General features: G+C 49.3%; 23 protein-coding genes. 10 read left to right on the top strand and 13 right to left on the bottom strand.

Annotation, left to right across the window (positions count from 1 at the left end; genetic code table 11):
- The first annotated feature begins 162 nt into the window (after nt 1-162).
- Nucleotides 163-621, top strand: a complete 459-nt coding sequence (locus AB1N33_RS02070) for a hypothetical protein (protein ID WP_411269864.1) — start codon at nt 163-165, stop codon at nt 619-621.
- 3 nt (nt 622-624) lie between these two features.
- Here the strand turns inward: AB1N33_RS02070 and bfr (AB1N33_RS02065) are convergent, their stop codons facing one another.
- The 3 genes from bfr (AB1N33_RS02065) to AB1N33_RS02055 all read right to left on the bottom strand — a co-directional run bounded on the left by bfr (AB1N33_RS02065) (nt 625) and on the right by AB1N33_RS02055 (nt 3,270).
- On the bottom strand, nt 625-1,092 hold the full coding sequence (gene bfr / locus AB1N33_RS02065; protein WP_411269978.1) for a bacterioferritin: 468 nt from the start codon (nt 1,090-1,092) through the stop codon (nt 625-627).
- Nucleotides 1,092-1,568, bottom strand: coding sequence for a bacterioferritin (gene bfr / locus AB1N33_RS02060; protein ID WP_411269863.1), 477 nt, complete (start codon nt 1,566-1,568; stop codon nt 1,092-1,094). The genes bfr (AB1N33_RS02065) and bfr (AB1N33_RS02060) overlap by 1 nt, the downstream gene beginning before the upstream one ends.
- A gap of 124 nt (nt 1,569-1,692) precedes the next feature.
- Nucleotides 1,693-3,270 carry a cation:proton antiporter domain-containing protein gene (locus tag AB1N33_RS02055; RefSeq protein ID WP_411269862.1) on the bottom strand — a complete coding sequence of 526 codons (1,578 nt, stop codon included), beginning with the start codon at nt 3,268-3,270 and terminating at the stop codon, nt 1,693-1,695.
- Between the two features lie 245 nt (nt 3,271-3,515).
- Between AB1N33_RS02055 and AB1N33_RS02050 the strand changes: the two genes are divergently transcribed.
- A complete protein-coding gene (locus AB1N33_RS02050; protein WP_411269861.1) occupies nt 3,516-5,147 on the top strand; it encodes an FMN-binding glutamate synthase family protein in 1,632 nt (543 codons plus the stop codon).
- 3 nt (nt 5,148-5,150) lie between these two features.
- Here AB1N33_RS02050 and AB1N33_RS02045 read toward each other — a convergent pair whose 3' ends face one another.
- Complete coding sequence (locus tag AB1N33_RS02045; RefSeq protein ID WP_411269860.1) at nt 5,151-5,636, bottom strand: cytochrome C; 486 nt, start codon at nt 5,634-5,636, stop codon at nt 5,151-5,153.
- A gap of 135 nt (nt 5,637-5,771) precedes the next feature.
- Between AB1N33_RS02045 and AB1N33_RS02040 the strand changes: the two genes are divergently transcribed.
- The 4 genes from AB1N33_RS02040 (at nt 5,772) to AB1N33_RS02025 (ending at nt 10,759) form a co-directional block, all read left to right on the top strand.
- Entirely contained in the window at nt 5,772-6,194 is a 423-nt protein-coding gene (locus AB1N33_RS02040) for a universal stress protein (protein ID WP_411269859.1), read from the top strand.
- 111 nt (nt 6,195-6,305) lie between these two features.
- Nucleotides 6,306-6,677: a diacylglycerol kinase gene (locus AB1N33_RS02035; protein WP_411269858.1), complete on the top strand. Its 372-nt coding sequence runs from the start codon at nt 6,306-6,308 to the stop codon at nt 6,675-6,677.
- 362 nt (nt 6,678-7,039) lie between these two features.
- A complete protein-coding gene (locus AB1N33_RS02030) occupies nt 7,040-8,722 on the top strand; it encodes a methyl-accepting chemotaxis protein (RefSeq protein WP_411269857.1) in 1,683 nt (560 codons plus the stop codon).
- Nucleotides 8,723-9,826: 1,104 nt separating this feature from the next.
- The gene (locus AB1N33_RS02025) at nt 9,827-10,759 is read left to right on the top strand and encodes a transporter substrate-binding domain-containing protein (RefSeq protein ID WP_411269856.1); all 933 of its coding nucleotides are present in this window, start codon (nt 9,827-9,829) and stop codon (nt 10,757-10,759) included.
- Here AB1N33_RS02025 and AB1N33_RS02020 read toward each other — a convergent pair.
- The 3 genes from AB1N33_RS02020 to AB1N33_RS02010 are packed head-to-tail and all read right to left on the bottom strand — an operon-like array spanning nt 10,734 to nt 13,822.
- Nucleotides 10,734-11,411 carry a hypothetical protein gene (locus AB1N33_RS02020; RefSeq protein ID WP_411269855.1) on the bottom strand — a complete coding sequence of 226 codons (678 nt, stop codon included), beginning with the start codon at nt 11,409-11,411 and terminating at the stop codon, nt 10,734-10,736. The two genes, AB1N33_RS02025 and AB1N33_RS02020, sit on opposite strands and share 26 nt — an antisense overlap.
- Before the next feature lie 38 nt (nt 11,412-11,449).
- A complete protein-coding gene (locus AB1N33_RS02015) occupies nt 11,450-12,370 on the bottom strand; it encodes an alpha-E domain-containing protein (RefSeq protein ID WP_411269854.1) in 921 nt (306 codons plus the stop codon).
- 3 nt (nt 12,371-12,373) lie between these two features.
- Nucleotides 12,374-13,822, bottom strand: coding sequence for a circularly permuted type 2 ATP-grasp protein (locus AB1N33_RS02010; protein WP_411269853.1), 1,449 nt, complete (start codon nt 13,820-13,822; stop codon nt 12,374-12,376).
- 117 nt (nt 13,823-13,939) lie between these two features.
- On the opposite strand from AB1N33_RS02010, the gene AB1N33_RS02005 reads away from it, so the two are divergent.
- Nucleotides 13,940-14,719 carry a proteasome-type protease gene (locus AB1N33_RS02005; RefSeq protein WP_411269852.1) on the top strand — a complete coding sequence of 260 codons (780 nt, stop codon included), beginning with the start codon at nt 13,940-13,942 and terminating at the stop codon, nt 14,717-14,719.
- Here AB1N33_RS02005 and AB1N33_RS02000 read toward each other — a convergent pair.
- The 4 genes from AB1N33_RS02000 to AB1N33_RS01985 are packed head-to-tail and all read right to left on the bottom strand — an operon-like array spanning nt 14,682 to nt 18,917.
- Nucleotides 14,682-15,758 (bottom strand): zinc-binding metallopeptidase family protein, encoded by a 1,077-nt coding sequence (locus tag AB1N33_RS02000; RefSeq protein WP_411269851.1) that lies wholly within the window; start codon nt 15,756-15,758, stop codon nt 14,682-14,684. The genes AB1N33_RS02005 and AB1N33_RS02000 overlap by 38 nt on opposite strands.
- Before the next feature lie 44 nt (nt 15,759-15,802).
- The gene (locus AB1N33_RS01995; protein WP_411269850.1) at nt 15,803-15,955 is read right to left on the bottom strand and encodes a DUF2256 domain-containing protein; all 153 of its coding nucleotides are present in this window, start codon (nt 15,953-15,955) and stop codon (nt 15,803-15,805) included.
- Nucleotides 15,942-17,483, bottom strand: a complete 1,542-nt coding sequence (locus AB1N33_RS01990) for a cryptochrome/photolyase family protein (RefSeq protein WP_411269849.1) — start codon at nt 17,481-17,483, stop codon at nt 15,942-15,944. The genes AB1N33_RS01995 and AB1N33_RS01990 overlap by 14 nt, the downstream gene beginning before the upstream one ends.
- 9 nt (nt 17,484-17,492) lie before the next feature.
- Complete coding sequence (locus tag AB1N33_RS01985) at nt 17,493-18,917, bottom strand: cryptochrome/photolyase family protein (protein WP_411269848.1); 1,425 nt, start codon at nt 18,915-18,917, stop codon at nt 17,493-17,495.
- A 111-nt stretch (nt 18,918-19,028) separates the two neighbouring features.
- Here AB1N33_RS01985 and AB1N33_RS01980 point away from each other — a divergent pair, with 111 nt between their 5' ends.
- Nucleotides 19,029-20,303 (top strand): DASH family cryptochrome, encoded by a 1,275-nt coding sequence (locus AB1N33_RS01980; protein ID WP_411269847.1) that lies wholly within the window; start codon nt 19,029-19,031, stop codon nt 20,301-20,303.
- A gap of 5 nt (nt 20,304-20,308) precedes the next feature.
- Nucleotides 20,309-21,805 carry a cryptochrome/deoxyribodipyrimidine photo-lyase family protein gene (locus AB1N33_RS01975; protein ID WP_411269846.1) on the top strand — a complete coding sequence of 499 codons (1,497 nt, stop codon included), beginning with the start codon at nt 20,309-20,311 and terminating at the stop codon, nt 21,803-21,805.
- Here the strand turns inward: AB1N33_RS01975 and AB1N33_RS01970 are convergent.
- The gene (locus AB1N33_RS01970) at nt 21,802-22,074 is read right to left on the bottom strand and encodes a hypothetical protein (RefSeq protein ID WP_411269845.1); all 273 of its coding nucleotides are present in this window, start codon (nt 22,072-22,074) and stop codon (nt 21,802-21,804) included. The genes AB1N33_RS01975 and AB1N33_RS01970 overlap by 4 nt on opposite strands.
- Nucleotides 22,075-22,202: 128 nt before the next feature.
- Here AB1N33_RS01970 and fabA point away from each other — a divergent pair, with 128 nt between their 5' ends.
- Nucleotides 22,203-22,721: a bifunctional 3-hydroxydecanoyl-ACP dehydratase/trans-2-decenoyl-ACP isomerase gene (gene fabA, locus AB1N33_RS01965; RefSeq protein WP_411269844.1), complete on the top strand. Its 519-nt coding sequence runs from the start codon at nt 22,203-22,205 to the stop codon at nt 22,719-22,721.
- A gap of 67 nt (nt 22,722-22,788) precedes the next feature.
- Here fabA and rmf read toward each other — a convergent pair whose 3' ends face one another.
- Entirely contained in the window at nt 22,789-22,965 is a 177-nt protein-coding gene (gene rmf / locus AB1N33_RS01960) for a ribosome modulation factor (protein ID WP_411269843.1), read from the bottom strand.
- Nucleotides 22,966-23,231: the final 266 nt, after the last annotated feature.

Below are 23,231 nucleotides of genomic sequence, written 5' to 3'. Positions count from 1 at the left end.
TTCACACCGGGCCTGAAACGAATAATAATTGTACTCTCCAGGCCAGTTGGTACGCGGATAATAAAGTTTTTAACAACAAAAAGATACCATAAACTCCCGTTACTTGATCTGCGTCAACAGACGGCATTTTTAATTCACGGGATGCAAAAAAAACCAAACACAATGTTCACAAAAAATTTACGTAAAATATTGGGTCCGGTCGCCATTTTTGCTGTTGCAATAAGCATCTATGTTGCCCAGACGCTGACAACGTCTGTTCCTGCAAAGTCTAACAGCCAATTACAGAGTCTCCAGTGTAATTTCATTAATCTTATGTGTAGTTTCACCATTAATAGACAACAGGCGACGGCGGAATTTACCCGTCACCCATCACCGGAAGAGTCCGTCACGCTTCAGATCTCGCTACCCGACGGAATCGCGGTGTCCAGCGCATGGATTGAAGGTGTAAATATGTATATGGGGAAGATCCCGGTGCTGGTCGATCAAAACACCGAGGGACAATGGGAGGGCTGGTTCATGCTCGGGAGCTGCTCGGAACCCACCATGCGTTGGCGAATGCTGCTTAATCTGGAAGGCCGGGAGACCCCGGCCATGCTGTATTTTACAACCGATAATGGGTAACAGTTACATCTGTGATTGCAGGTAGTTGGGTAGTCCCAGACGTTTGATAAGCCCAAGCTGCTGTTCCAGCCAGTGGGCATGGTCCATTTCAGTGTCATCCAGCAATACGATCAGCATGTCCCGTGTGACGTAGTCTTTTTCTTCCTCACACAGCGCAATGACTTCACGCAGCTTGGCATCTACTTCATATTCCACCCGCAAATCACTTTCCAGCATTTCGGGAACATCTTTACCTACCTTAAAGCCGGTACGCTGCGTCATGTCGGGTGTGCCCTCAAGAAACAGCATACGCTCAATCAGCTTTTGCGCATGACCGCGCTCATCATCGAATTCGTGATCGATACGTTCGTAAAGCTTATTCAGGCCCCAGTCCAGGTACATTTGTGAATGGATAAAATACTGGTCCATTGCCGCCAGCTCGTACGCGAGCAGGGCATTGAGACCATCAATCACTTTTTTATTGCCTTTCATCATTCGTCTCCTGTTACCTGTGCCTGAAGATAATTTTCTATCCCCATTGCATCTATCTGGTATTCCTGGGTTTCCAGCCAGTCCAGATGCTCTTCTTCATATTCGAGGATAGATTCCAGTAAATCGCGGCTGACATAGTCCTGTTCTGCTTCCGCCAGCGCAATGGCATCTCTCAGCAGCGGCAGCTGTTCATTCTGAAACCGCATATCACAGCCAAGCATTTCCCTGACGTCTTCACCGATATACAGTTTGCCCAGAGCCTGCAGGTTGGGGAGTCCTTCAAGAAACAGAATGCGTTCAATCAGATCGTCCGCCTGTTTCATGTCTTTAATCGACTTTTTATAGTTCTTTTCATTCAGCACCGACAGCCCCCAGTTCTTGAACATACGGGCGTGTAAGAAGTACTGGTTAATTGATGTCAGCTCGCTGGTGAGCACGTCATTGAGTTTAGCAACGACCTGTTTGTTACCTTTCATCGCGATATACCTTGTTAAATGCTGTGTGCAGTATAGTTATTTCACGCAGTGTAGTCAAAATATCCTTTTAAAACAGCATGATACAAACGCTAATGGTTCTTACTACATCCTTTGTTTGTATTTGTCATGCTACGTTTTTCTCTTCGACATAGGCGAGGCTTTCTTCGGCAAAACCCAGACCGGCTTCGGTAAAGAAATTGAAGACCTTATCAACGCCGTTGCTAAGCAGATGTTGTACCTCGTCCTCATAGCGTGCAATTGCTGCCACCCGTCCAGTATAGCCCGCATTACTCAACTGTTTTGTAATATTGATGGCATCTTCAATTGAAGGCAGTGCAAGCAGCACCAGTTTAACGTTCTGGATGTCCAGATTATCCCAGAGATCGACGTCTTCACCGTCACCACAAATGACATTCATGCCGTCATTTTGCATCTGCTTAATTTTCACGCGGTCTGCATCCATACCCCACACCCGGTTTCCGGCTATTTTGGCTAATGACTGAAATGCGCCCGAACCAACGCGCCCCATACCTACCACTAAAAATTCAGCCTGGGTGATAACCGGATAAATGTCTTCTTTTAAACGAACAGGACGCTCAAACCGCTTAATCGGCGTTTTGAAGCGGTGATACTGACTATGCGAATTGCGGTAGATAATGCTGGTAACCACAAACGAAAACGACACTGCCAGGGCCAGCACAACCAGCCAGGTTTCAGCCAGCAGGCCAAGTGATACGGCGAGTGCGCCAACAATCAGACCAAATTCGCTGTAGTTACTTAGCACCATGGCAGAAAGAAACGCCGTACGACCGCGAAGCTTCAGGCTGGTAAATAAGCCGAAAAACAGCAGTGCTTTTAACGGCAGAAGTAACGCAATGATCACAGCGGCCACGATCATTGTCAGGTCGGGGAGAGCGGTTAAGCCTATCGACAGGAAAAAACCAATAAGCAGCAAATCTTTAAAGCTGAGCAGCGACTTGGCAAGCTCACTGGCTTTAGGATGACGCGCGAGCAGTATGCCAAAAATCAGAGCGCCAAGATCGCCTTTAATATTAACGGCTTCAAATAACTGATACCCACCAAGTGCAAGGATAAAACCGGTGAGGGGCAACAGCTCACCGTGCCCGGACTGATTAATAACACGGTGTATCAGTGGAAGTAAGGGAATGATTGCCAGCAGGCCGAGTGCCCATACAGACGGTAGTTTACCGGTGGCGGCAACCAGAAATATGACCGCGAAGACGTCCTGCATAACCAGAATGCCAATAGAAAGACGGCCATGGCGGGTTTTCATTTCACCACTTTCTTCCAGTACTTTCACGACACACACGGTGCTGCTGAAACTAAGCGCGAATGCAATTAACAGTGCACTTTGCATATCAAGCTGCAGCACCGTGATGCTAAGCAGGGTGGTCAAGCCGTACGCAGCAACGCTAATCACACCAATCCACAGCAGCATGTGAACGGTACTCGCTCCCCATACCTCACGACGCTGTAAATCCCGGATATTCAGTTTAAGGCCTATGGTGAACAGCATGATTGTAATACCCAGGTCAGACAGGGCAGTAAGTTCATCGGTAATACGATAGCCTGCGAAATTCAGCAAAAAGCCCGCAATGAGATAACCAACCAAGGGCGGAATACCCGCAAGCTTGACGGTCAGTCCACAGACAAAAGCGAAAAGAAGAAAGGCATATTCCATGAAAAAATGTCCTGAAGCTGTTTTAGTGTAGCCCGGTTTATAATCTATCCGAGGTTCGTACCTAACTAGCATGCGATACAACGACTTGTAAGTAAACACACGGTGTTCATCGTAGGCCTGGTAAGCATTCTGCAAAGTTACGCGTAACCTGAGGGTGATGTTTTACCTGTTATTCTGATCGCTTACGTGATCTTCACACCAATGCAGTGTATATGTGTTAGAAGCAAATCAATAAGGAAATCATTGTGCGCACTACCATTTTTATCTGGCTCGTTGTCGCCCTGGCCATCAATTCATTGCTGGTCTATGCATGGGCTCCGGCTGCATGGCTTTTCTTTATCACTCTCCCTTTACTATTTTTAGCCATTTACGACTGTGTTCAGAAAGATCATGCGATCCTACGAAATTATCCGCTGGTAGGCCGCGGGCGCTGGATTATTGAAGGGCTCCGTCCCTATATTCAACAATATGTGATTGAATCTGATACAGGTGGCGCACCCATTTCGCGGATGTTTCGCTCTATTGTTTATCAGCGCGCCAAAAACAGTCGGGAAACCGTGCCCTTTGGCACGCAGATTGACACCTATTCGGACGGCTATGAGTGGATTGGTCACTCTTTGTCCGCGATGCAGGTTGAAGATATGGAGTCTGATCCCCGTATACGGATTGGCGGACCTGATTGTAAACAACCCTACGACGCCAGTGTGCTGAATATTTCAGCAATGAGTTTTGGTAGTCTGTCGAAAAATGCCATCCTGGCGCTGAATAAGGGCGCGAGTCTGGGTGGTTTCTATCATAATACCGGGGAGGGTGGCCTGACGCCGTATCATCTTGAGCACGGCGGTGACATCGTCTGGCAGATTGGAACCGGCTATTTCGGTTGCCGCAGTGAAGAGGGAGGCTTTGACGCTGAACAGTTTAAGGAAAAAAGCCAGCTGCCTGCCGTAAAAATGGTCGAAATAAAGCTTTCTCAGGGCGCAAAGCCGGGCCACGGTGGGATTTTGCCCGCGTACAAGAACACGCCGGAAATTGCTAAAATCCGTGGTGTGGAACCCGGAACCCAGGTAGATTCACCGCCACGCCACAAGGCATTTTCTACGCCTCTTGAGATGCTGGATTTTATCGTCAGGCTTCGCGAATTAAGTGGTGGTAAGCCGATTGGTATCAAGCTGGCGCTGGGACGCAAGAGTGAATTCATCGCGATATGCAAAGCCATGCATCAAACGGGTATCACGCCCGACTTTATTACGGTAGATGGCGGAGAAGGTGGCACCGGCGCGGCGCCGCTGGAATATACTAACTCAATTGGCTTTCCTTTGCGTGAAGCGCTGGCCTTTGTTGATGACTGTCTGATTGGCTTTGGTCTGCGCGACCGTATCCGTCTGATTGCCTCCGGTAAAATTATTACGGCGTTCCAGCTTGTCAAAACGCTGAGTCTGGGGGCAGATCTGTGCAACAGTGCAAGGGGCATGATGCTGGCACTGGGCTGCGTGCAGTCATTGTCATGCAACACAAACCGTTGCCCCACGGGCGTTGCGACACAGGATGAAACCTTATCACGCGGGCTGGTTGTGTCTGACAAGTCTGAGCGGGTGTACCGGTTTCATAAAAAAACGGTGCATGCGCTGATGGATATTTTGTCTTCAACTGGCCATAAATCTATCAGTGACCTTAACCGCACCCATATTTTCCGGCGTGTTGATCAATCAAGCGTGCGCCGTTACGACGAAATCTTTCCGCTGGTTAAAAAGGGGGCGTTGCTTGGTGATGACGTGCCGGAGGCGTTTCGTATCCACGTGCAGGAGGCAAGCGCAGAGAGCTTTATGCCTGCCAGCCTGCTTGCCGATGTGGATAAGGAGACCAAGGTGGTCTCCTGAGGATCAGTTATCTGAGCCAGTCTCCTGGTCAGGCGTTCTTAACTGATATAGCCGGTATTCTGATGTGCGGTACGGCACTACTTTGTATTTTGGCTGTAAAAACGCCACAAGATTAATCAAATCGGTCACAGATAGCGCGTCATTGAGGTTAGGCATTTTAGACTCACCGCCTGACGTGGTCATGCTCACCGGATAGCGTGGACTTAACTTATGTGAAGGGTTAATAATCGCTGTGACCAGTTCACCATAGGTTTTCACCCGGGCGCTGCTGCCCCCCAACACAATGGGTTTGGGTAACACCGAGCTTGCGACGCCGCTGTTGTCGAGCCCGTCAACCTGATGGCAGTCGACGCACCCGTAACGCATAAACGCCGCTTTACCCGCGTCGGCGTTACCTTCCGGAAGGCTGAATCCTCTCGGCGAATCGGCGCCCCACTGGCATCCCGACAGAGCAAGTGCGATCCCCAGCCCCAAACCTAACCTCAACATAGCGTTTCTCCTTATTGCGTTTTACCAATTACCAACAGCATAGACGACTCCGATGGAAATATCTTGATTAAGGTCAATGCGTTATCAAAACCATCCTCTACACTTTAGTGACAACATTATCCAAGGTAAAGAAAAATGGAAGGCTATAAAACCCTACTCGTGGCTGTCGATGTTTATGCTGATTATGACGTACTGATTGAGCGTGCAATACAGGTGGCAGGTCATGCTAACGCCTGTCATCTGTTATATGTTGCCTATCCACAATCGACCATTGAACCATATGGGTTATATCTGGAGCGGGACTTTACCGATGAGGTGCGACAACAGGCTGAGAAGAGCCTGCATGAAGCGGCGCGCCGTTTCGGTATTCCTGAAAATCAGCTGTACGTTGAGTTTGGTTCACCGGCGGACGAAATTCATCATAAATCCGAGAAACTGAAAGCTGATTTGATTGTCATCGGTACCCATGGACAAAGCGGAATGCGCCTGTTGCTAGGCTCTACGGCTAATGCTGTATTACATGGTGTTAAGACGGATGTACTGGCAATAAAGCTGTAAAAACCTGTACCGGCAACAGCCTTGTTAGTTTATTGAACGGTTTCATAAGGTTTGGTTAATTTTTTATGCGTATACTAAGCGGCGTTTGCTGTTTATTTACGTTATAAAAATATGATTAAAAAGACCCGTGGTATTAAACGTATTGCGTTTGCGACAAAATATTCATTACAGGGACTGGCGGCGGCATTTAAAAGTGAGCCGGCCATCAGGCAGGAACTGGCAGTTTGTGTCATTCTCATTCCACTCGCCTGTGTGCTTGACACCACCATTACTGAAACGTTGTTGATGATACTGGTTCTTGGACTGGTTCTGATTACCGAGTTGCTGAATTCAGCTGTCGAAGCGCTCGCCGATCACATTAGTACAGACATGCATGCACTGCTTGGTAAAGCAAAGGACATCGGATCGGCTGCGGTATTTATCGCGCTGATACAGGCCGGGGTAGTGTGGGGCGTCATTCTCTACAATGTGATAACACGATAACCCTTTTATGCCGGCTGATTACTATCCCGGCAATCGACGCATCAATTTGCTCATTTCTTCACCACGGGGGCTGACTCCGGTTGACAGACCCATGGGACAGCCTCTACAACGTGCCCCCACAGAAGTGCATTCATCTGTCCATTTTCGCAGGCGTAAGAATAACGCCACTACAAATAGCTTTTCCTGAGTACCCGTCTATATTTTGACAAGCGTAATTCCGCGACTGTGCAGGCATTAATACTAGGATAGTGTCTGCCGATATGTCAGGTAACTGGTAGCGCGACCAGAAGAGTAACGCGCTTTCGCCGTATTAACCCAACGCTTGTTCAGATTACGAAGACATCACCAGTGGAGGAATATCCATGCTGTCTATCAGTAAAAAAGTCCAGTTACTGGCCATTGTGCCGGTTGTCCTTGTCACCCTGTCGTTATTGCTTTTCAGCCTGATACAGACAAACAAAAGTACAGACGTCATGGCGTCTCAGTTTGAGGCGGCATTAATGGCACAGAAAAAGGAAGAACTGAAAAACTACATCGCGCTGGCGAAAAGCGCAGTCAGTACCATTGGTGATGGCACGATAGATACGAAGCAGGAAAAACAGGACGCTTTTGCGGTACTGCGAAGTCTGTCATTTGATGACAGTGGAAGCCGTGGTTACGTTTTTATTTATGACTTAGAGGGTGTCAATCTGATGCATGGTGCAAACCAGGCCTTAGAAGGACGTAACCTGTGGGACTTTAAAGATCCGGCCGGCAAATTGCTAATACAGGAACTGGTCAGCGCCGCAAAAAAAGGCGGAGATTTTGTAACCTATCGCTGGAAGAACGCCGATGACAGTGATACAGCACCAAAACTCGGCTATGCCGAAATGATGCCGGGCGGAAAAATGATGATCGGATCTGGTTTCTGGATTGATGGGATAGAAAAAACGGTGTCAGCGGTTGAGGATGAAATATCCTCGTCCTTCAGCGAAATGATTGGTACGCAGGCCATCGGTGCCACTATTGCAGCCCTTGTGGTACTAGCGATTGGCCTGATGGTAGTAAAATCAATCAATGCGCCGGTTAATACCATTATCGAGGCAATGGATGATATAGCCAATGGTGACGGCGACCTGACTAAACGTCTGCCGGTAAAAGGTAACACTGAAACCGACAAACTGGCCGCTGCATTTAATGCGTTTGCCGATCAGGCCCGCGACATTGTGTTAAAAGTCAAAGAATCAGTCGCAACGCTTAAACAAGCCAATGATGACCTGAGCCGGGTTGTCACAAATATCGAAGCCGGTGTTGGCCGACAACTGACAGAAACTGACTCCGTTGCAACCGCCATGAATGAGATGGCAGCCGCAGCGCAGGAAGTCGCGAATAATGCCAGCAGTGCATCTGATTCTGCTCGTTCCGCCGATGATCTTGTGTCATCGGCAAACCGCGGTGTCCAGCAAACCATTCGCTCAATCGAAGACCTGTCAGGCAAAGTACAGGAAGGTGTGACCGTTATGGTCACACTTGGCGAAGGGTCAGAAAAAATCGGCAGTGTACTTGATGTGATTCGTGGCATTGCCGAGCAAACCAATCTCCTCGCCCTTAACGCGGCAATTGAGGCAGCAAGGGCAGGGGAAGCAGGTCGCGGATTTTCTGTTGTTGCTGATGAGGTACGTACGCTAGCCAGTAAAACGCAGACCAGCACAGAAGAAATCCAGTCAATGATTGAGCAGGTGCAACTGGGCGTTAATCGTGCGGTCAGTGTGATTCAGGGTGTGAGTGATCAGAATAATGCGGTTACTGAGAAGGCAAAAGATGTCGGCGTTACACTGGGCAAGACCGCCAGTGCCGTTGCGACCATTACCGAAATGAATATTCAGATTGCCAGCGCCGCTGAAGAGCAAACATCAGTCTCTGAGGCAATTAACACCAGTATTCACGATATTGTGGATATCAGTGAAGAAACCGCAAAAGGTACAAAAGAAGTTAAACAGGCTGCAAACGGATTGCTTACTATGACAGCCGCCCTGGACAAACAGATTGCCAGATACCAGGTCTGAGTCTGAGATTGTTCATTTTTAAAAAGCGACCGTAGCGTCGCTTTTTTCTTGTCTGCATAACATGTCGTCTGACCGCTTTCTTTAGCAGTCAGTATTCCGTGCTGTATTTCTTTATTGCATTACCGACTGCTGTTTCTTGCATGACCGGAAGTACATAAAACCTATTTTGTTTACCCGGTAAACCAGGTGAGTAAAGACCGTCTGATGAGAGGGCTGTGTCAGTGCTTATCTACTATCTATTAAAACACCTTATTTAACATAATATACATTATGCGCAATTTAAGTTTAGGCCAGAATGGATGGTGAGCCAAGACTCTTAGCTTACTTTGTCGTACGTTACGACTTACTGACATTTGTGAAAACGTGTAGTTAAAGACGGTGCGTCTACGTGAAATCTGACGTACTCAGCCCCTGATTTTTGGTTTTCATTCACGTACACGCACGGTGAGTTTGTGTCGCGTTAGTGGCCAGACAGACAGATTATTAAGAGACAAGAACAGCTTTTAAGTTTAGATCTGACCGCTAACCACCAACGGCTTGTTTATATCAGAGGCCAGTTATCGCAAACCGGCCGCAGGCTCCTTACGGAAATTGATAAACACATCGGCGATTCGGGATGCGAATAAATAGTGAGTACAGAAACATTGACCAGTGAATACGTGCAGGTAATGTCGTCGTAAAACTGAGCCTTTCAGACAATCTCTGTGTTAGCAGCAACCATCGCACTCATTAATTACGAGCACGGCGCGCCATGAATACAGTCGTCGTTGTCCTGTACGTTGCTTGCCTGGCATAGTCTTATGAGTGATTGAATTTTTGAGATGCGGTATCGCACAAATCATCAGGCAACATAATGACGAAAGTAAACGCTATAAGCCTCACGCCCGAATGTCTGCATCACGTGTTTCCTTTATTCTTATATGAGGAAAACGCTGTGTTACCCGACCTGCTGTCTGATATCTGACCACACAACGACAACAAAAATTACCTTACAGGCTAGAATTTACACGCAAATTACCGTTTTTACTGGAATTTTACTGTCTTGGCTCTTACGATTAGACACATGCAATTTGTCTCGTGACGCCTTTTTTAACGAGAAAGCCGATGCCCATTGTCCGTATGGTTAGCGCTCTGTCCGCCCTGCTCTTTCTGGTTTCAATAACCAGTAAGGCTGAGTCTGTTGATGATCCAACGCGTGTTCGTATTCCTAAAGCGGTTGAAGGCACCACCCCGCTCTATCAGTATTTGTATGATGCGCTTGCACTCTCACTGACATTGACTGAGCCCGAGTATGGCCCGTTTGTCCTTGAAATAGACACGTTGCCGTCGGTTCAGGCCAGGCAGTTAACCTCATTACGTGTTGATCAGGCTGATGTTATCTGGAGTATTACCACGCCGGAACGGGAGTCACGTTACGACCCCGTCTATTTTCCGCTATTAGGGGGCTTGTTCAGTTATCGGTTGCTACTGATAAGGGATGGCGATACACGCTTCAGCTCGCCGATATCCAAAGATGCGTTGCGCACGCTGACAGCAGTTCAGGGCGAAGACTGGCCAGATTATACCATTATGAAAGACAACGGATTTACCGTTGAACAGGCAGATTACCAGATTGCGTTTAAACTGCTCAAAGGTGGCTTTGTTGATTATTTTCCGCGTGCGGCGTTTGAAATCTGCGGTGAGATGCAGACACGTGACGGTTTTGCTATCGACCCGCAACACGTGTTGTGGTACCCGAATATCATGCTGTTTTTCGTCAATAAACAAAAGCCTGAGTTAGCACAGCGTATTCAGTCGGGACTGCAAAAAGCGACAGCGTCAGGTGAACTGATTACGCTACTCACCCGACAACCGTTCTTTAAAACCCTGTCCTCACTGATACGTCACAAAACACGTATTGAACTGGTCGTGTCGTTAAGCGAACAAACGGGCGCACTACTGGATATGCCGTTTTATCAACAGATCTCGTCGGCGGCTACGGCTGAAGCCGACCCGGTTGCTGCTGACTCGCTCACTGACTGTCCGGTTTCTCATTAAGCGCACGGCGTAATCCCCGCACCTGGTCATGCAGGTCGCGCGCGCTGATTTCGTTGCGGATTAATCGCCCCATGTCGTCAAGAACAGCCCGGGTCAGCAGCATGTAGGCCTGATATTTATCTGGCTCGCTAGCAAGAAAGCGTTGCATAAACCGAATGGGATGAACACAGCAGAGTGTCAGTTCACTGTTGAATTGATTCAGTTCGTCATACAGAGCTTGTCTGGCTATCCGGGTATCATAAACCGGCAGTGACTCGACCTTTTCTTTCTTTAGCTTAAACGCCAGTGACTTTTCTATGGCCTTTTCATATGCGTCGAGACTGGCTGAGGCAAGCGCGGGATTTAGCCGACGTAAGGTTGCTTCAAGTTGTTCCTGTCGTGTCGTATCCCAGTTTTGTATTCGTGCATCAATAAAGACGTCGCGGGACGCCATCAGCAGGTCCTGAATGACAATCAAGTCGTCCAGGTGTTCAGCGGGCGCACTCAATACCGACGGAGTGGTCATTGTTGTGGCTTTTTCAAGTAGCGCAGAGGCTTCAGCAATCGCGTTGTCGCGGCGCACCATCGATGCGGTTTTCGTATTGGTGTTATCGCACCCTGCTACGCCTGTGACCAGCAGTCCGGCAAAAATAATTGTGTATGTGCATTTCACAGGCAAACGTATCCTTACAGCAAAGCGTGAGCGTATCGTCAGAAGTAATGTTTGTCTATGACATCATGTACCATCAGTAAACCAAGCTGTATATCATCAATGACATCGTGCAGGGTATCCTGTTTAAGATGCTGGGTATCCATGCTTTCCAGTTCCTGCTGCAATTTTTCAACCGGTCTGGAGACGGCGTCGGCATGTGGTAACTGATGGATCCAGTGCCTGAGCTGCCCGATGCAATGACTGACTGAACGTGGGAACAGGTCTTTTTTCATTAGAAAATTCAAAATGTCGGGGCGTCTTATCCGCAAACGCATTTCCTGTCGGTACATCTGATACGCCGTCAGTGATTTAAGCACACTCATCCACTGAATATTTTCAAACGGCGACTGCTCAGCTGACAATTCAGGTAACAGCGACGCGGAGCGCACATCAATGATACGGGTCGTCATGTCTGCACGTTCAAGATGCCTGCCAAGACACAAAAATGCATAGCCTTCATCCCGGTTCATGGTGCCGTCTAATAAACCTGTAATGGTCTGGTTACCCGTTATAACGCGGTTCAGACAGTCAAAACGGTGGCGTCGGGTAAGTACGCTCTGGCCGTCGGCTTTGGCGTTAAGATGCAGGTTATTAATCAGCTCCCATGCTTCAGACGGAATAATTTCCCTGACTATACGGGCATTTTCGCGAGCGGCGGCCAGCGAATTGATAATCGACCCGGGATTGGTGGTGTCGGTCACCATAAACCGGATAACGCTTTTCTCATCGGCAACGTCATATTTGTCATAAAACGTTTCCCGAAATGACAGCATATCGACGATAGGCTCCCAGCCCAGCGTCACGCTCTTTGGGAGATCCAGCAACAGGTGGGTGTTGACCTGGATGAGTCGGGCGGTGTTTTCTGCACGCTCCAGATAACGCGCCATCCAATACATATGATTTGCTACACGTGACAGCATGCTCTAACCCTCCATGTCCACGATCCAGGTGTCTTTACTCCCCCCACCCTGCGACGAATTCACCACGGTCGACCCTTTTCGCATTGCGACACGGGTCAGGCCACCGGTAGTCACACACGTGCTCTTGCCTGACAGGATAAATGGACGAAGATCCAGGTGACGGGGTTCCGCACTGGTGTTGATCAGCGTTGGCGCCGTAGATAGCAGCAACATTGGCTGGGCAACATAATTACGTGGATCGCGGCGAATAAGGCGGATGAACTTTTCACGTTCCGCCTTGGTAGAATGCGGCCCGATAAGCATGCCATACCCGCCGGACTCATTTGCAGGTTTTACGACCATGTCTTCGATATGTTCAATGACATAGTCACGCTCGTCTTTATTAACACATTTATAGGTTGGGACATTCTGAATCAGCGGTTCTTCGTTAAGATAATAGCGGATCAGGTCAGGCACATAGGCATACACCACTTTGTCATCAGCAACCCCCGATCCCGGTGCATTAGCCAGCCCGACATTACCGGCTTTCCAGGCGCGCATAATGCCGGGAACTCCCAGCATGGAGTCCTCGCGGAAGGCTTCCGGATCCAGGAAGGCATCATCAATGCGACGATATATCACATCGACCCGGGACAAGCCCTCTACCGTTCGCATATAAACAATGTCGTCCTCTACGACAAGGTCACTGCCAACCACCAGTTCTGCGCCCATTTGCTGCGCAAGGTATGCGTGTTCAAAATAAGCTGAATTAAAAATACCTGGCGTCAGTACTACGATCTCAGGTTGCTCTATGTCCCGCGGTGATAATTCGCAAAGCATGTTGTACAGGTCGGAAGGATAGTTATCGACCGGCAAAATGTTGTACTGCTCGAAGAGCTCCGGAAACACCCGCTTCATAACATGGCGGTTTTCCAGCATGTAAGATACCCCGGATGGAACGCGAAGGTTGTCCTCCAGCACGTAAATAGTGCCATGCTGGTCACGGACAAGGTCCGAGCCGCAAATATGCGCCCAGATTCCGTGGCGTGGTGAGATACCGCGACACTGGGGCAGGAAATTCTTGGAATTTTCGAGCAGAGAGGCCGGTACAATACCGTCTTTAATCGCCCGCTGGTCATTATAGACGTCATCAATAAACATATTGAGCGCCCTGACCCGTTGTATCAGGCCCAGCTCTACATCCTGCCATTCGCGCTTATCGATGATACGGGGAATAATATCGAAGGGCCAGGCACGGTCGATAGAGCCATCTTCTTCGGTATAGACGGTAAACGTAATGCCCATCACCTGTATGGCGGTATCTGCAGCCGTCTTGTAGTCGAGCAGTTCCTTGTCAGACAATGAACGCAGGTACTGGCATAATTGCTGGGCCGCTGGCCTGGGCTTATTCCTGCTCTCGATCAGTTCATCAAAAAACTCACCTTTCTTGTAACTTCCCCAGCGTATTGCCATCTGGCATACCCTTTTTCCGTGGACCCTCACTCCATCTAATCATGTTTGAATAAAAAATCAACGGTTTATTCGACGAACCTGGCGCGTTTTCGTTTGCACAAATTCACCGGAAAGGCCATGCTAGACAGAGTATTTCACGATGAATTAACGGGCTTATCTGTGACCTATTGTCTGGCCATAAAAGTAAACAAAGGCGTGATCTTCGCCTCAGATTCGAGAACCAACGCAGGCGTGGATTACATTGCCACGTACAGCAAAATGACGCGCTTTGTATGGCCTGGTGAACGGGTACTTGTACTGCTCACCTCTGGCAGTCTGGCCACATCGCAGGCCGTAGTAAACGCAATCCACCGCGATCTGAATGATTCAGATGCAGAGTTTAACCTTCGCAGCGGCAAGTATCTCCATCAGGTCGCCGACTATATCGGTATGCTGAGCCAGAACGAACAGCAGCGGCGGGCCAAAGCCATGGAAAAAACCGGGCACAGCGCCGAGTCCAGTTTCATTCTGGGTGGCCAAATTGCTGGCAAGGCTCCTGAAATTTTCCTCATCTATCCGCAAGGAAACTTTGTCTCTACGTCGAACGACACGCCCTATCTGCAGATTGGCGAAAACAAGTATGGCAAGCCCATTCTGGACCGCATCATCAGTCCGACGACGACCCTGGAGGACGCTGCGCGCTGTGCGCTGGTGTCTCTGGACTCCACAATCCGCAGTAATATCTCAGTGGGTCCACCAATTGAACTTGCAATAATGACGTCCAATGCGCTCGAAGAGCCTTACCATCAGACCCTGACGATGAACAGTCCGATGTATAAATCCATACAGAAGCATTGGACAGAAGGGCTAAAACGGAGTTTTAACCGCCTGCCCCGGTTTGAATGGGAAAAGAGATAGCATTCTGTTGAATAAGCGAATGGACGTATTCAAGTTTTTTCAGCGCAGGCGTTGGAATAACGAAGGGATAGGCATCATCCAGCCCCATACTGCGATTAAGCGCATTCAGAATGGTGGTCAGTCGGCACCAGTCAGCGTAAATCTTTTCAAATGACGTACTGGTCGGAAATGCAAAGGGTAAACCGCTGACCGACACCTCATACTGAGCAGCCGTATCGAGCGTGTCGATAATATGCAGATAGTGCGCCCAGGTTTCTGCCCAGTCCTCCCACGGATGTGCACTCGCATAGGCGCTTATCCAGCAATCTTTCCAGAAAGACACGGGGCCCTGGTCATAATAGCGGGCAAGTGCCTGGGTATAGTCCAGGGTTTCATCGCCAAACAACGCCCTGAACGACTGCAGTGACGCAGAATCACGAATTAGCCAGTCCCAGTAGAAATGGCCGGATTCATGACGAAAGTGACCAACCAGCGTTCGATATCTTTCGTTCATTTTATCTCGCATCATAATGCGGGATGCATCTTCGGCTTCTTTCAGGTTAAGCGTGATCGTGCCGTTATTGTGACCGGTCATGACGGTAGATTTCACGGTCAGCTCCTGTCCAAATTCGTCTTCGGTAACATCTTCGAGGAACTGAAAACGCAATTCGGGTTTACCGGGGATCGTGTCCCATATGGGCAGTCCAAGCTGCATGAGCGTAAATAACAGCCGGCGTTTTGCCTGCTCCATTTTAAACCAGAGCGGCAGATTATTGGGCCTGGAAAGATCGGGAATAACCTGGGTTAAGCGACACGAACGACACAGCGCGTTATTGTCATCGGCGTCCACCATCCAGTTGCAGATATGATGGTGTGTGTAATTTGCGCATGGCCGGTAAACCCGGTTATTGATGGTTGAATACCATAGCCCTTCTACACTCACGTCGAATGACGACAGCACACCAAGCTCACTGATAAAGCCAAGCTGCCGCTGGCAGGACAGGCAATGGGTATTCGCGAAGTAAACCGTGTTAGAACACGCACAGTTAAAATTTCTCAAAACATCCCAACCTGTTGATAAGCTTCCGTAGCTAGAGTAGCGAATTAATAGTGCGCTGGCGATCTTTTACGTGCATTCCCTGCACAGCGTTTTGAACAATACCTGACATTTTCCCAGTCCCGTTCCCACTTTTTACGCCAGGTAAACGGACGCTGACAGACCGGGCACAGTTTGCTCGGTAACTCAGACTTCTTCATTTTTACTCAGTTTAGTCAGGAAGATTGCCGCGTCATCCCGCATAGCGGCAATTTTATCGTCAGCCATGCGGTCATACGTTTTATAAATCATTCCCATGCGCGGATTGTTGCGTAACCTGTCCTGATGTGCGTCGATAAACCGCCAGTACAGATAGTTAAACGGGCAAGCTTTGGGGCCGGTTTTCTTGCTGACCTGATACCCGCAGTTTTTACAGTAATCAGACATTTTATTGATATAGCTGCCGCTGGCCACGTAAGGTTTGCTGGCCAGGTTTCCCCCGTCTGAATACAGAATCATGCCAGCCACATTGGGGAGTTCAACCCATTCATAGGCGTCGGCATAAACCAGCAGGTACCAGTCCTGAACCTGAGTTGGCGACAGGCCGGTCAACAGGCAAAAGTTACCCAGCACCATCAGACGCTGGATATGATGTGCATAGGCATTGGCCTGTGTTTCTTTAATGCACTGGCGCAGGCAGTTCATATTGGTATGGCCGTTCCAGAAAAAGTCAGGCAGGTCCCGCTCATGGCCGAAGTAATTGTCCGACTTCAGTCCGGGCATGAAATGCCAGTAAAAACCGCGAACGTATTCCCGCCAGCCCAGGATCTGCCGGATAAAGCCTTCCACTGAATTAAGCGGCGCATTACCTGCATGGTACTCGCGCTCAGCGGCATCTATCACTTCTCTAGGAGTCAGTAAGCCACAGTTAATATAAAAAGACAGATGACTGTGAAACAGCCACGGCTGCCCCTCAACCATAGCATCCTGATAGCGGCCAAAATCTTTCAGGCGATGAGCAATAAACCCGTCGAGTACCTGAAGTGCCTGCGGCCGTGTCACGGCCATGTTGAACGGCATAAGATCGCCAAAATGATCGGGGAAATACTCTGCCACCAAATCAATGACGGCCTGCGTGATGTCATCAGCTTCAAATCGTGTGGTGCCAGGCACATGCTGACCAGCGGGCATTGGCTCACGGTTTTGTGCGTCGTAATTCCACTTGCCGCCAACTGGATTTTTACCGTCCATCAGCACATTATGTTTGCGGCGCATCTCGCGATAGAAAAACTCCATGCGTAACTGCTTTTTACCGTCAGCCCAGTCGCTGAATTCCTCTGGCGAAGAAAGAAAACGGGTATCCGGCAAAATGGTGACCTCAACCCCCAGTACGGAAGACCACTGTTGCATACTTTTTAACAGGCGATATTCACCCGGCATGGTAACAACAACCTGTTCAAGGTTTCGCTCTGCCAGAATCTGTTTCACGGCCTCAAGCAGGCTTCCCGGATTATCATCATCATTAAACCGGATATAACGAAGTGGCGCACCGCGCTGCTCTAATGCTGTCGCGAAATGTCGCATGGCACTGAACAAAAATGCGATTTTCTTTTTGTGATGGCGTACATAGGTCGCTTCTTCTCTGACTTCCGCCATTAAAAAGCAGTCCCGACTAAAATTGGCATCCCTGATAATTGGCAGGTCTTCGGTGAGCTGATCACCAAGAATTAAGCGTAAACAACCACTCATGTTGACACCCTACCCTTTAATTTTGTCGAACGCGTCGAGCGCCCGCTGGCGAGAAGCCTTGAGATCGACAATGGGTTTCGGATAGGTTTCGCCGAGAATTACGCCTGCTTCTTTTGCAATAACCGGCGGCGTTTCCCAGGGTTTGTGAATATATTTATCCGGAAGGTCTTTGAGTTCCGGGCAATATTTACGGACGTAACTGCCTTTCTTATCAAATTTTTCACCCTGTAATACCGGGTTGAAGATCCGAAAATAAGGCGCGGCGTCTGCGCCAGAGCCAGCGACCCACTGCCAGCTGGCACTGTTACTGGCCAGGTCAGCATCAAGCAGACAGTCCCAGAACCACTTTTCCCCTTCGTGCCAGTCGATAAGCAGGTTTTTCACCAGAAAAGACCCGACAATCATTCTGACCCGGTTGTGCATATACCCGGTTTGCCATAGCTCGCGCATACCGGCATCGACAATGGGAATCCCCGTATTGCCACGCTGCCACGCGGTCAGTGCGGCATGATCCTGACGCCACTCAAACGCATCGAACTTACTGTTAAAGTTCTTATTCGGTAATGTCGGGAAATGATAAAGAAGATAATAGCTGAATTCACGCCAGCCAAGCTCACTTAAGAACGTATCGATATTGCTGTCGTCAGTATCACCAAAGGCATCTTTTATGGCATACCAAATTTGGTTGGGCGATACCTCACCAAAATGAAGGTGCGGTGACAACATGGATGTGCCTCTCACAGACGGAATATCACGCTTGTCTTTATACTGCGAGGCAGCACTGTCGATAAACGTCGCCAGGCGATCTGCTGCGCCATCCTCGCCTGGTGTCCAGATGTCTTCCATGGTGCGATACCAGTCAATCTCAGGTATCAGTGATAGAGCGGCCAGCCCGTCTCCACGCATCGGCACATCAGCATATGTGATGCGCGCTGGCGGCGCTTTCGGGTAACGGGGTGGCGGCGCATTCAGACAGCCTTTGCGGTAATAAGGTGTAAATACCTTGTACGGGTCACCGTCTTTTTTGGCAATCTTCATAGGTTCCCACAGCAAACTGCCATTGCAGCTGTTAACTGTGTACCCACTGTCTGACAACATCGACTTGAGCGTTTTGTCACGATTAATCTGCCACGGTTCGTAGCACCGGTTCCAGTAAATATGGGAGGCGCCAAACTCATCCATCAGGGCCGGTAATATCTCAGCCGGATCGCCTGCAAATACTTGCAGGTGACCGTTCAGACGCTCGTTCAGTGAATGCAATGAATGATGAAGCCACCACTTCGATGCGCCTCCGGGAATACGGTTGTCAGGCGTTTGCGTGTCATAGATGTAAATGGGCACAATTTTGCCAGTGTCACAGGCGGCATTTAACGCCGGATTATCTTTTACCCGCAAATCCTGACGAAACCACATGATGCTCACAGGTACAGCCACACGAAATTTCCTTTTGTAGTTAGTCTTCTTTTCGAACTAATACGTAACACTGGCTGAGACGATCTCTTCATGATGGCATTTGGCAGCCGTAATTCTGAATCGGATGAAGTAATGAGCAATACGGATAAAAAATCAGCAAAACAAACGGGGCTGTTATGGTTCAGGCATGACTTACGACTGGACGATAATCCAGCGCTTCGCGCCTTGATAAACAATGTTGAAACGCTGCTGTGTGTTTATATTGAGGACCCGGCTTGGTACGACCAAAACGAATTCGGACTTCGTCATCTTGGCGCGCATCGTCAACGCTTCATGCAACAAACCCTTGCCAGTCTTGATCAGGCCTTGTCCGAACACGGTCAGCGCTTACATGTTCTTCGCGGTTCTTACCAGACGCTGCTGCCTGAACTCATTGAACACCACAAGATTACGACGGTCGCCGTCAACACCCACTGCGGCGTGTATGAACGGGACGCAGAAAACTGGCTGGTGACCACCTTCCCGGAGCTCACGCTCATTTCGACGGAGTCGAGCTGCCTGTACCGACAGGACAGCTTGCCGTTTTCGCCAGACACAATGCCTGCGGTATACACACCATTTCGTAAAAAAGTGGAGAAATTCGCCACAGTAAGGCAAGTAGAATCACCCCCGGGGCAACTACCACCTCCCCCGGACAGTGTGGCTGAACCAGCCGTGTTCCAGCCAGAGGCAGACAATGCCGGGTTTGTTGGTGGAGAGTCCAACGCCATAGCACATGTACAGGCCTATTTTTCCGGAACCCTGCCAGCCCATTACAAAGAAACCAGAAATGCGCTGGACAACTGGGATCACAGCACTAAGTTTTCGCCCTGGCTCGCAAACGGCTGCATATCACCGGCCCGTATCTGGCAATATATTGATGATTATGAGCGAATGGTGGTCAGTAACGACTCAACCTATTGGATCCGTTTTGAGCTGTTATGGCGGGAATTCTTCCACTGGTCCCTGCATCATCACGGGGCCCGTTTTTTTGCTTTTTCAGGTATTCAGGGTGTCCGCCCTGCTACCCGCTTTAATGAAGACACATTTACCGCCTGGTGCAACGGCGACACTGGCTATGCCATTGTTGATGCGTGCATGCGCCAGCTCAACGCAACCGGTTACATGTCTAACCGCGGGCGTCAGTTGGTTGCGAGTTGTCTGGTTCATGAACTGCAGCTTGACTGGCGCTATGGCGCAGCCTATTTCGAACAACAGCTGATTGATTTTGACGTGGCCAGTAACTGGGGCAACTGGATGTATCTCGCCGGGGTTGGCAGTGACCCTCGCGGTCACCGTCAGTTTAATCTGCAAAAGCAGACCGACATGTATGATCCTGCCGGCGAGTTCAGAGACACCTGGCTGTAACTTTCATGAGCATTAACGCACTTAATATTGTCTGGCTGAAGCGTGACCTGCGTCTGCGTGATCATGAGCCGCTTAGCCTTGCAGCGGCACAACCCGGCCAGACTCTGTTTGTCTATTTCCATGAACCTGCACTCTACGCCGATCCGCACAGTGACGACCGGCACTGGCAGTTTGTAAAGGACAGTCTTGATGATCTGGACAGCCAGTTAGCCCCGTTTGATTGCGCCGTATTACAGATTAACGCCGATGCCGTAGACGGAATGGCAAGGATCCACGAGCGATGGCCTGTCGGCCGCATTTACAGCTATCAGGAAGTGGGGCTGTACGTAACGTTCGAGCGTGATAAGCGAATGCGCAAGTGGTGTGACACACAAGGTATCGACTGGCATGAAAGTCCGTACGGGGCGGTTATTCGCGGTCTTAAAAACCGCCGCCACTGGCAGGCTCACTGGCATAAGATGATGAATCAGCACACCGTGGATACGGAGCTTGCTGCTGTCAGCTTTGCTGACTGGCAGGCCAGTTCGCTGGCATCGCTTGCCGGGGATCCACAACTTACCGTTACAGGCACGTTTCAGCCAGGGGGTGAGAAGCGCGCGTGGCACGTCATGAAAGACTTCTATATTGAACGCGGTAAAGCCTACCATCTTGCGATCTCAAGACCCCACGATGCACGTTATAGCTGTACCCGCCTGAGTCCGTATCTGGCGTGGGGTAACCTGTCTCTGCGGCAGGTTTATCAGTATCTGCGTTATCGCCAGGCAGAACAGCGACCCGGCTGGTCACGGCCACTGACTGCACTCACCTCCCGCTTACACTGGCGGGAACACTTTATTCAAAAGTTCGAGAGCGAACATGCCATGGAGTGGCGGCCTGTAAACCGCGTGTACGAGCGATACCCCTATATTGATGGCCCCGAATCGATGCGGCGTTTCACGCGCTGGAAACTCGGCCGGACCGGTATCCCGCTTGTGGATGCCTGTATGCGTGCCCTCCGGCAAACCGGTTTTCTGAATTTCAGAATGCGCGCGATGGTAACCAGTTTTCTCACCCATCACCTTAACGTTCACTGGCGGCATGCAGCAGAATACCTTGCCACTGCATTTCTCGACTTTGAACCCGGGATCCATTTCCCACAAATACAGATGCAGGCCAGCGTTACCGGGGTTCATACCATTCGTATTTACAACCCGGTAAGCCAGGCGAAGAAACTGGATCCAGAAGCCACATTCATTAAAACCTGGTTACCGGAGCTGGCTGAACTGCCGGCAGATGCCGCCTATGCGCCATGGAAATTACCGCCATTGGAGGCGGCTATGCTGGGCTTTGATCTGGAACGTGATTATTTGCGGCCGCTGATAGATATTGAGAAACACAGCCGGCAAACCAGCGACAGATTGTGGCAGTTCAGGGAGCGGGCTGACGTAAAAGCAGAGGGGCGCAGAATTGTGGCCCGCCATACCCTGCCCGACAGCCCAAGCAGAAAGGTGGTGGCGAGCTAACGGTTATGATCTTTTAACCACTCGTTGAGCAGTTTTATCTGACCACATTTGTAGGCGGCAAAGAGAACACGTAACGCATTGGACAGCACTTCACTGTCGCTCCAGCCGGTTTTATCTCGAATTTCATCGTAACACTGCATCGCCTGCGGGCTGACATAGCCACGTACCAGCTTCTTTCCAGCCTCGCGCTGACGTTCACGAAAACGACGCTGCTTTTCAGCGTTGGCCTCACGTTTCGACTTTTTCTTAACGGTTACTTGCTCGGTCATTTAAACTCCCTCACTAACATCGTAAAGTGTATCATGAGCCCCTGGCTTAAAAAATGACTGTTCAGAGTTGTTTAGCGTACAGGTGTTCGCTAAATTAGTCGCGAAATTTTTCATACATCGAGAGACCAATGTCAGAAAGAAAACACCAGTTCAACCGAGATGACCTGCTGGCCTGTAGCCGCGGTGAAATGTTTGGCCCGGGCAACAGTCAGCTGCCAGCGCCTAATATGCTTATGATGGACAGAATTACCTCTATTACTGAAGATGGGGGTGAATACGATAAAGGACACATTGTTGCTGAACTGGACATCAATAAAGACCTGTGGTTTTTTGACTGTCATTTCCCAGGCGATCCGGTCATGCCTGGCTGTCTCGGTCTTGATGCTATGTGGCAGCTGGTTGGCTTTTTCCTCGGCTGGAGCGGTGGCCCCGGAAAAGGCCGTGCACTGGGTGTGGGAGAAGTAAAATTTACCGGTCAGATCCTGCCTACCGCCAAAAAGGTCACCTATACCATCAACATGAAACGGGTGGTAAAACGTAAATTATTTATGGGGCTTGCTGATGGCGTTGTATCAGTAGACGGCCGTGAAATTTATTCAGCCAAGGATTTAAAAGTCGGCTTATTTCAGGATACGTCCAATTTTTAACTGCCAACAAAAAAGCCCCTCATGGGGCTTTTTCATTCCTGAATGAAAAGATCCTGCTTATCGAGATCTATTTGACGGCATAGCCCATCTGTCTGTCTTCTACTGCTTCTCTCCAGCCACCTAACCACTGTGACTTGGCATCATTTTGTTGAAAGGGACAATATTCCTTTGAACGACCGCTGATTCCTGCCTGATAGCCTTTCGCATGGGCCCGTGTCAGTTTATCTCTTTTTTGTCTTTTCATAGATTAGCCTCTTTTTGGTTAACGTGCGCTTGGCTAATGTTTTGCCGGTTACACGCATTAATTCCGACCAGCACAACAAAAACAAAGTTCACATTATTTTGATAGTGCAGAAAAAAGACTGATTCAAGAAAAATTTTATGAGACGGGGGCTTGACAGGCGATAAGTATGTGACAAAACGATGTATTTTTTATTACATTTTTTGCGAATAAAGAATCATGTTTTTACTGTTTAACTGCATAAAGAAAAAGCCACATCACGGTGGCTT

Source organism: Alteromonas nitratireducens, from assembly GCF_040812025.1.
In the GTDB taxonomy this organism is placed as follows: Bacteria; Pseudomonadota; Gammaproteobacteria; order Enterobacterales; family Alteromonadaceae; genus Alteromonas; species Alteromonas nitratireducens.
Note: the sequence above shows the minus strand (reverse complement) of the source record. Positions and strands in the feature narration are given on the sequence as shown.